General features: G+C 60.2%; 6 protein-coding genes. All 6 read left to right on the plus strand.

Annotation, left to right across the window (positions count from 1 at the left end; translation table 11 throughout):
* Positions 1 to 256: 256 nt before the first annotated feature.
* A complete protein-coding gene (locus tag CIW53_RS13670; protein ID WP_242451913.1) occupies positions 257 to 1,036 on the plus strand; it encodes an alpha/beta hydrolase in 780 nt (259 codons plus the stop codon).
* A 154-nt stretch (positions 1,037 to 1,190) separates the two neighbouring features.
* On the plus strand, positions 1,191 to 2,111 hold the full coding sequence (locus CIW53_RS13675) for an MBL fold metallo-hydrolase (protein WP_207105466.1): 921 nt from the start codon (positions 1,191 to 1,193) through the stop codon (positions 2,109 to 2,111).
* Positions 2,112 to 2,289: 178 nt separating this feature from the next.
* Positions 2,290 to 2,544 carry a hypothetical protein gene (locus CIW53_RS13680; protein ID WP_242451914.1) on the plus strand — a complete coding sequence of 85 codons (255 nt, stop codon included), beginning with the start codon at positions 2,290 to 2,292 and terminating at the stop codon, positions 2,542 to 2,544.
* Positions 2,545 to 3,404: 860 nt separating this feature from the next.
* Positions 3,405 to 4,028 carry a hypothetical protein gene (locus CIW53_RS13685; RefSeq protein ID WP_149365261.1) on the plus strand — a complete coding sequence of 208 codons (624 nt, stop codon included), beginning with the start codon at positions 3,405 to 3,407 and terminating at the stop codon, positions 4,026 to 4,028.
* Between the two features lie 504 nt (positions 4,029 to 4,532).
* Positions 4,533 to 4,973, plus strand: coding sequence for a hypothetical protein (locus tag CIW53_RS13690; protein ID WP_149365262.1), 441 nt, complete (start codon positions 4,533 to 4,535; stop codon positions 4,971 to 4,973).
* A 66-nt stretch (positions 4,974 to 5,039) separates the two neighbouring features.
* Positions 5,040 to 5,801, plus strand: coding sequence for a hypothetical protein (locus CIW53_RS13695; protein ID WP_149365263.1), 762 nt, complete (start codon positions 5,040 to 5,042; stop codon positions 5,799 to 5,801).
* The last annotated feature ends 199 nt before the right edge of the window (positions 5,802 to 6,000 follow it).

A 6,000-nucleotide genomic window follows, 5' to 3' on the forward strand; every position in this document is an offset into this window, starting at 1 on the left:
GAAACAGAAACGAACGGGGCCGGATTGAGATGGCCCCGTTCGGCGGAGTAGTCTGGCAAGGTTGGCGTTCGGCGCTCCTTCCGTACCAGACTTGTCCAATTCCGCTTAGGGGAATGCCATGAAGCACGCAAGGGTTGTGTTCCTCAGCGCCTGTCTTGCGCTCGCCGTTGGATCTGTCCGCGCCGGGATGCCGCCGATTCCGGGTACGCCTCAAGATCCGGCAGTGGCAGCGACCCACGCGCCTGATCGCGCATCCATGCAGACCATGCAGATCCCCAGCCATGGGAAGCTGATGAATGCGTTGGTGTACATCGCCGCGGATGCGGGTCCCCATCCGGTGGTGATCCTGCTGCACGGGTTTCCCGGCAACGAGCGCAACCTCGATCTGGCGCAGGACATGCGACGCGCCGGTTGGGATGTCCTGTACTTCAATTACCGCGGTTCGTGGGGTACGCCGGGCGACTTCTCGTTCGCGCACAGCATCGAGGATACCGTGGCCGCCATCGCCTACCTGCGCCAGCCGGAGGTGGCCCGGTCGTTGCGACTGGATCCAAACCGCATCGTGCTGATCGGCCACAGCATGGGCGGCTTCATGACCGTCGAGGCCGCTGCGGCGGATCCCGCGATCAAGGCCTTCGCCACCATTTCGGCTGCCGACATGTCCGGGCGCATGCAAGCCATGCTGGCGATGGAAAAGCGCTCCGACGCGATCGCCGCCATGGCCCACGGACTGGCCGAAGAAGGCATGGCGCCGCTGGCGGGATGCACACCAGACGGGCTGGCCAGGGAGCTGGCGGACCACGCCATGAGCTGGCCGTTCCTGGACAAGGTGGGCGCGCTGAAAAACCGCAACGCGCTGATCCTCACGGCCGACGACGGCCTCACCCGGGAGAACAACGCCTTCGCCGCTGCCTTGCGCAACGCCGGCGACACGCACCTGACCACCCGGCATTTCGCCACCGACCACGCCTATTCGGACAAGCGCATCGAGCTGTCACACACGGTGCTGGCGTGGCTGGCGGGGTTGCCTAAATAGAACCGGGGTCGGGTTCAATTTCTGGCGTCCCGGATTGCGACGGTGGCCTGGACACGGCGCAGTCTGACGTCGAACAGCGGGAGCGAGCATGGGCAAACAAACCGGTTCCCGCATCTGGCGCAGGGCATGGGTCGCCGCGGGTGTCATCGTCGGCGTGTTGCTGGTCGGTGCCGTGCTGGCCGCGGCGTTTGCGCCGTTCGTTTACGCCGAGCTGATGCCCCGGTTGGAGCAGCACGTGATCGTCGATCCCACGCCGGCCAGAATCGCCAAGGGCCGCATGTTCGATGACTATTTCGTAGTGCAGGATCTCGGCGCGGGAACCTTCGCCATCGGCGAGCCACGCTACTACCAGCAGAACTACTCCTACCTGATCATCGGAACGAAGCGCGCGCTGATGTTCGACTCGGGGTCGGGAACGCGCGACATCGGCAAGGTGGTGAGATCCCTCACGCGCCTTCCAGTCACGGTGATGGTCTCGCATCTGCACTTCGACCACTTCGGCGGGATCGGTGCTTTCGATCACGTGGCCATGATCGATCTGCCACAGACGCGTGCGGATGTGTCCAACGGGCGCCTGCGGCCGGGTCGTTACGCGTACCTCGGCTTTTGGGACGGGCGCAGCGCTCCGGCAACGCGGATCACCGAATGGCTGAGCCCCGGCGCCGTGATCGATCTGGGCGGCCGCTCGTTGACCGTCCTGTCCACCCCAGGCCATACGCCAAGCTCCGCGGCGCTGTTCGATGCAGCGGACCATCGGCTCTTCATCGGCGACTACGTCTATCCCACCACGCTTTACGCCTTCCTGCCGGGCGCGAGCTTGTCGGCCTATCGCCAGACGGCGCGGCAGCTGCTCGCGACCCTGCCCGGCGACACGATCCTGTGGAGCGCGCATTGCTGTCGAAAGGGCGAGGGCGTGGCGGCGCCCTGGCTGACCGTGAAAGACCTTCGCGACCTGGACCGGACATTGATGGCGGTCCAGGCCGGCAGGGCAACGTTCACGGGCTTCTATCCGCGCAGGTATCCGGTCAATGACCAGATGACCCTGGCGACCGGCTTCCCCTGGAACAATCGCTGAAACCGGGGTCAGGGTGAGATGGCCCGGCCTTGACGGACACCTTTTCGGATACCGAGACCTACGTCCTGCGCTGCCACCATTACATCGAGCTCAACCCGGTACGTGCGCGCAGGACGGACGAACCGGTGGCCTACATCTGGTCGAGCGCAGCCAATCATTGCGGCCAGCGCCGGGATGCGTGGCTCACGCCTCACCCAACTTATACGTCACTGGCCCCACGCCCGAGACGCGCGCGGCGGCCTACTGGCAACTGCTGCGCGAAACGCTCTCCGACGACGACATCGCGGCGATCCGAAACTATCTCCAGCAACAGCGCGCGCTCGGGCGCGACAACTTCCGCGCCATGGTCGAAGCCAAGACCCAACGCTTCGCCGGCATCCGACCCGCTCATCGACCGCCATGCAAATGGTGTCAGGGACAATTTAGATGTTGAGGTCTGCGCGGGGCGCGCGGGTCCAAATTGTCCCTGACATCTTTTCTAGGTGAGTATCAGGTCAGCTACTCGTGTTACCTGGGTGTGGGCTTTCAGACGCGGGCGCATTTGGCGTATCGCGCCAATATCGAAATCAGAACGAACCGCTGCGGCTTTCTGGCAATCCGGCTTGCCCCAACCAGCTGGATCGGGATTCCGTGGGAGCCAAATGAGAGGTGGACAAAGGGCTGAAAAAGGTCAGGAATGGCGTCGGCGATTGCGGCGAAAAGCGAATAAAACGCAAGAACAGGACGCAAGAAAACATTAACCAGAGATATTTCTCATGGTGAAGTTTGCCATCGCGAGGCCTTCCGGGAGACCAGTCTCGCGCTGTCGCCGTCGCGAAGCGTTGTAGCTCAGTCAAATAATCACGGCGCAGAATTGGATGGCTTTCAGTGTGCGCTGTTGTTTGGTATTGGCCGGGATCTCGCTCACTAGTTTCTCGCCAAGGGCGAAGAAAGGGGGCAGCGCGCAATCGAGTAAACGCAAATTCCTACGCCATGGTTTTAACATTTCCTTTTATCCAAAAGGCGCAACCGGCGCGTTGCCGGCATTTTCGCGCAGGTGGATTGACAGGTTAATCGGCGCGAGCTAGCGTACCGTCGCAGAAGGGACAGGGGATTTGGACCAGTACGTTTGTTGATGTCCGCACCGGACCGTTTGACATGGCGATTGATACGGAATAACACCATCACTGAAATCGGGGCGCTTCCTTCGGCGGAGCGCTCCTTTTTTGCTGGTGGTGCAAGTATTGCTGCGCGGCACGGAAACAGCCTTGGCGAATTCATTATATCAAGACCATCGACATTGAGGACCAAACCATGAAATTCCGGAACACATTCAGCGCTGGCTTCGTGATCGCCGCCGGCGTCATGATCATGTCTCAGCAATCGGCCTTCGCCAATCCGCCGATCGCCAATCTGGCGGGCACTCAGCAGTGCAGCATGTGTCACCTGCCGGCCCAGGAGGGGGTGATGCCTGCCGACAAGCCCCCGCATGGTGGTTTCAACCCCGATGGCTATCGTATCTGGCAGCTGTTGCAGAACGGCGATCAAACATGTGCGGCGAGTACCAATCGCGCGGAATGCGCGATCACGACCGTCTGGCCAAGTGGCGTACCGTCCTCGCCAAGCACATGGCGGGCATCTAATAACAGCAACAACAACGGCAACAATAATGGAAACAACAATAATTGGAACGGCCAAGGTTCGAACAATCCTCCCTCCAACTTTCAATATATTCTCAGCAAGTTCACTGCCGACTGCGGTTCCGACAAGACCTATGTAACTATTCGCGTTCACGGCCAGTCAGGCAATAACATCAGTTTCATGATCGAGCACGGCCACAAGGTTCATATGTATATCCCCGATGACTCAACGCAGGCGTCGAGATGTGGAAGCTGGCCTGGCCGAAACGCGCAATTCCGGCAGGTTGCCAATAACTGATTTCGCTCGCGCGATGCCCCTGGATGAACGACCTCCGCCAGGCAGACGGCGCTGCGGCGATTGCTCGGCGCTACACGGCAAGAATATCGGCCCAGGGGGTCGTGCTTGTGCGGTCCGCAATATTGAAAATGATGAGAGTGCTCTGCGCGCGCAGGTACCGTCGGTCTTGTTGCGATCGTCCGGTGCATTTTCAGAGCGGACAGGCCAAGGCGCTCACTGCCATTTGACTTGTGTCAGTGATATCTACAGGACATAGGCGGATGGTCATACCTCGTGCTCAAAAAAAGCAGCATATTCCTGCGCAAAAGGAAGAGTGGGATTTGACGCTACGAAGGCCGGAATAGAGGTCAAGGAGCGTTTGATTGGATAGCGTAGGCTTTCAGCTTCCATATCCGGCATTCACAAGGGGAATCAATGGCATTGGGGTGCGCACGTTGGCTCAAGGCGTGTTGTCTGCTGGCGCTATTGTGCATCTCGTTCGCGCCTTGCGCTGCCGAACGGGTTGTGCAGATTCGCCCGGGTGACTATCAAGTGTTTCTGACCCATTGGACGCCCGATGGCGCGCCGCTTTGTGCGGTGATGCAAACCGAGGCGCAATGGTCTCGTGTGCTGCATCCGGCGGCTGTGATGTGGCGCAACAAGCACTTCGCGCCGCCAGCGAATTTCTGGAAAGACCACGCTGTTGTGCTGCTTGGACGCTCCGTCTTCGGTACGAACAATACCAGGCACGTTTTCCGCCTCGAAAGCGTGACACGCGGTTCTGGCACGCTGACACTGGCGGTGCATTTCGAACCGCCGCATGCATCGTCCTACAAAATGGGCTGGTTCATTGCCGTCGCTGTGAACAAGCCGCTGCCGCAGCAGATCGCCTTTGTCGAGAACGGTGCACTTCTATGCACGCTCGGCCCCGGTCCGGCTCGTTGGCTCTCACCTGTAGCGCACTGACCGCGGCGGGCTGCGCCGGGGTCTTCGACTTTGCTGAAATGGCTGTGCAACGTAGAAGGGAAAGTCATGAACAAAAAGCTCGCGAACATGGTGCGGACCCAGAAGGGGAGCCTGCTATTCGGCTCGCTGGTTGGTCTGGGAATGCTCCTGGCGGGTGTTGCCCTGGGTGCCCCTCCACCGGAGGGAGTCTGGTACGGACAAGTCAGCATGGGGATCCGGCCGATCGCCGTGGAATTGAAGCTGACGAGCACTAGAGACGTTGCTGTCGGCATTCTGAAGCTGGGGTCGCCGAGGCAATGCCGCGTGTACCTGCAGAACAATATTGCGATTGGAAACGGTACGTGGGGCCTCGGCGTGACCGACTCCAACGGCGGATTCTGCGATGCACTCATCGGCAAGCACCTGACGTTGCGAATGACAGGTCCGAATACTCTTGTCTTCGATCTCGCTGGACTCGATGGCAGTTTGGCTGGAGCTGATGCCTATGCACCGCTCGAACTGAACGGTGACTGGGTGGGGCACGGCGATACGAGCGCCAACAGCAGCCGGCCGCAGGTGCATCTGGAGGCATCTATTCCGTCTGGGCGCGAGAGCCATTGGCGTTATACGGGGAAGCAAGTCTGCACCTTGGAGGCGGAATACGCGGGAACTCGCGGCGGTAGCGAATATTTTTCCTTTTCGCACTCGAATGGCGGCTACTGCGACCGGTTTGAGGACGGCTACGCGGAGTTGACCAAGCGCAACGATGGAGGGCTCGATTACCGCGTGTATGAATCAGGTAGTAGCCAGCCCCTGGAAAGCGGAGTCCTTGGACGCACCGGACGATAAGCCTGAAGCACGAAAGATCACCCTTATGAAAAAACGGGGGTCAAAAAACGGAGGGCAAGAACGGGGTCAGGTTCTGAGGTTTCCCCACGTTTTTCATGTCGGAACCCCCAGCTGATCCAGTAGCTGTGGACTGGGGTGTCGCAGCTGACTGATCAGCTCGCTCAAGCGCGTGCTCGACCATCGTCGCACAAGTGCTTCG

The organism is Rhodanobacter sp. T12-5, from assembly GCF_008329435.1.
In the GTDB taxonomy this organism is placed as follows: domain Bacteria; phylum Pseudomonadota; class Gammaproteobacteria; order Xanthomonadales; family Rhodanobacteraceae; genus Rhodanobacter.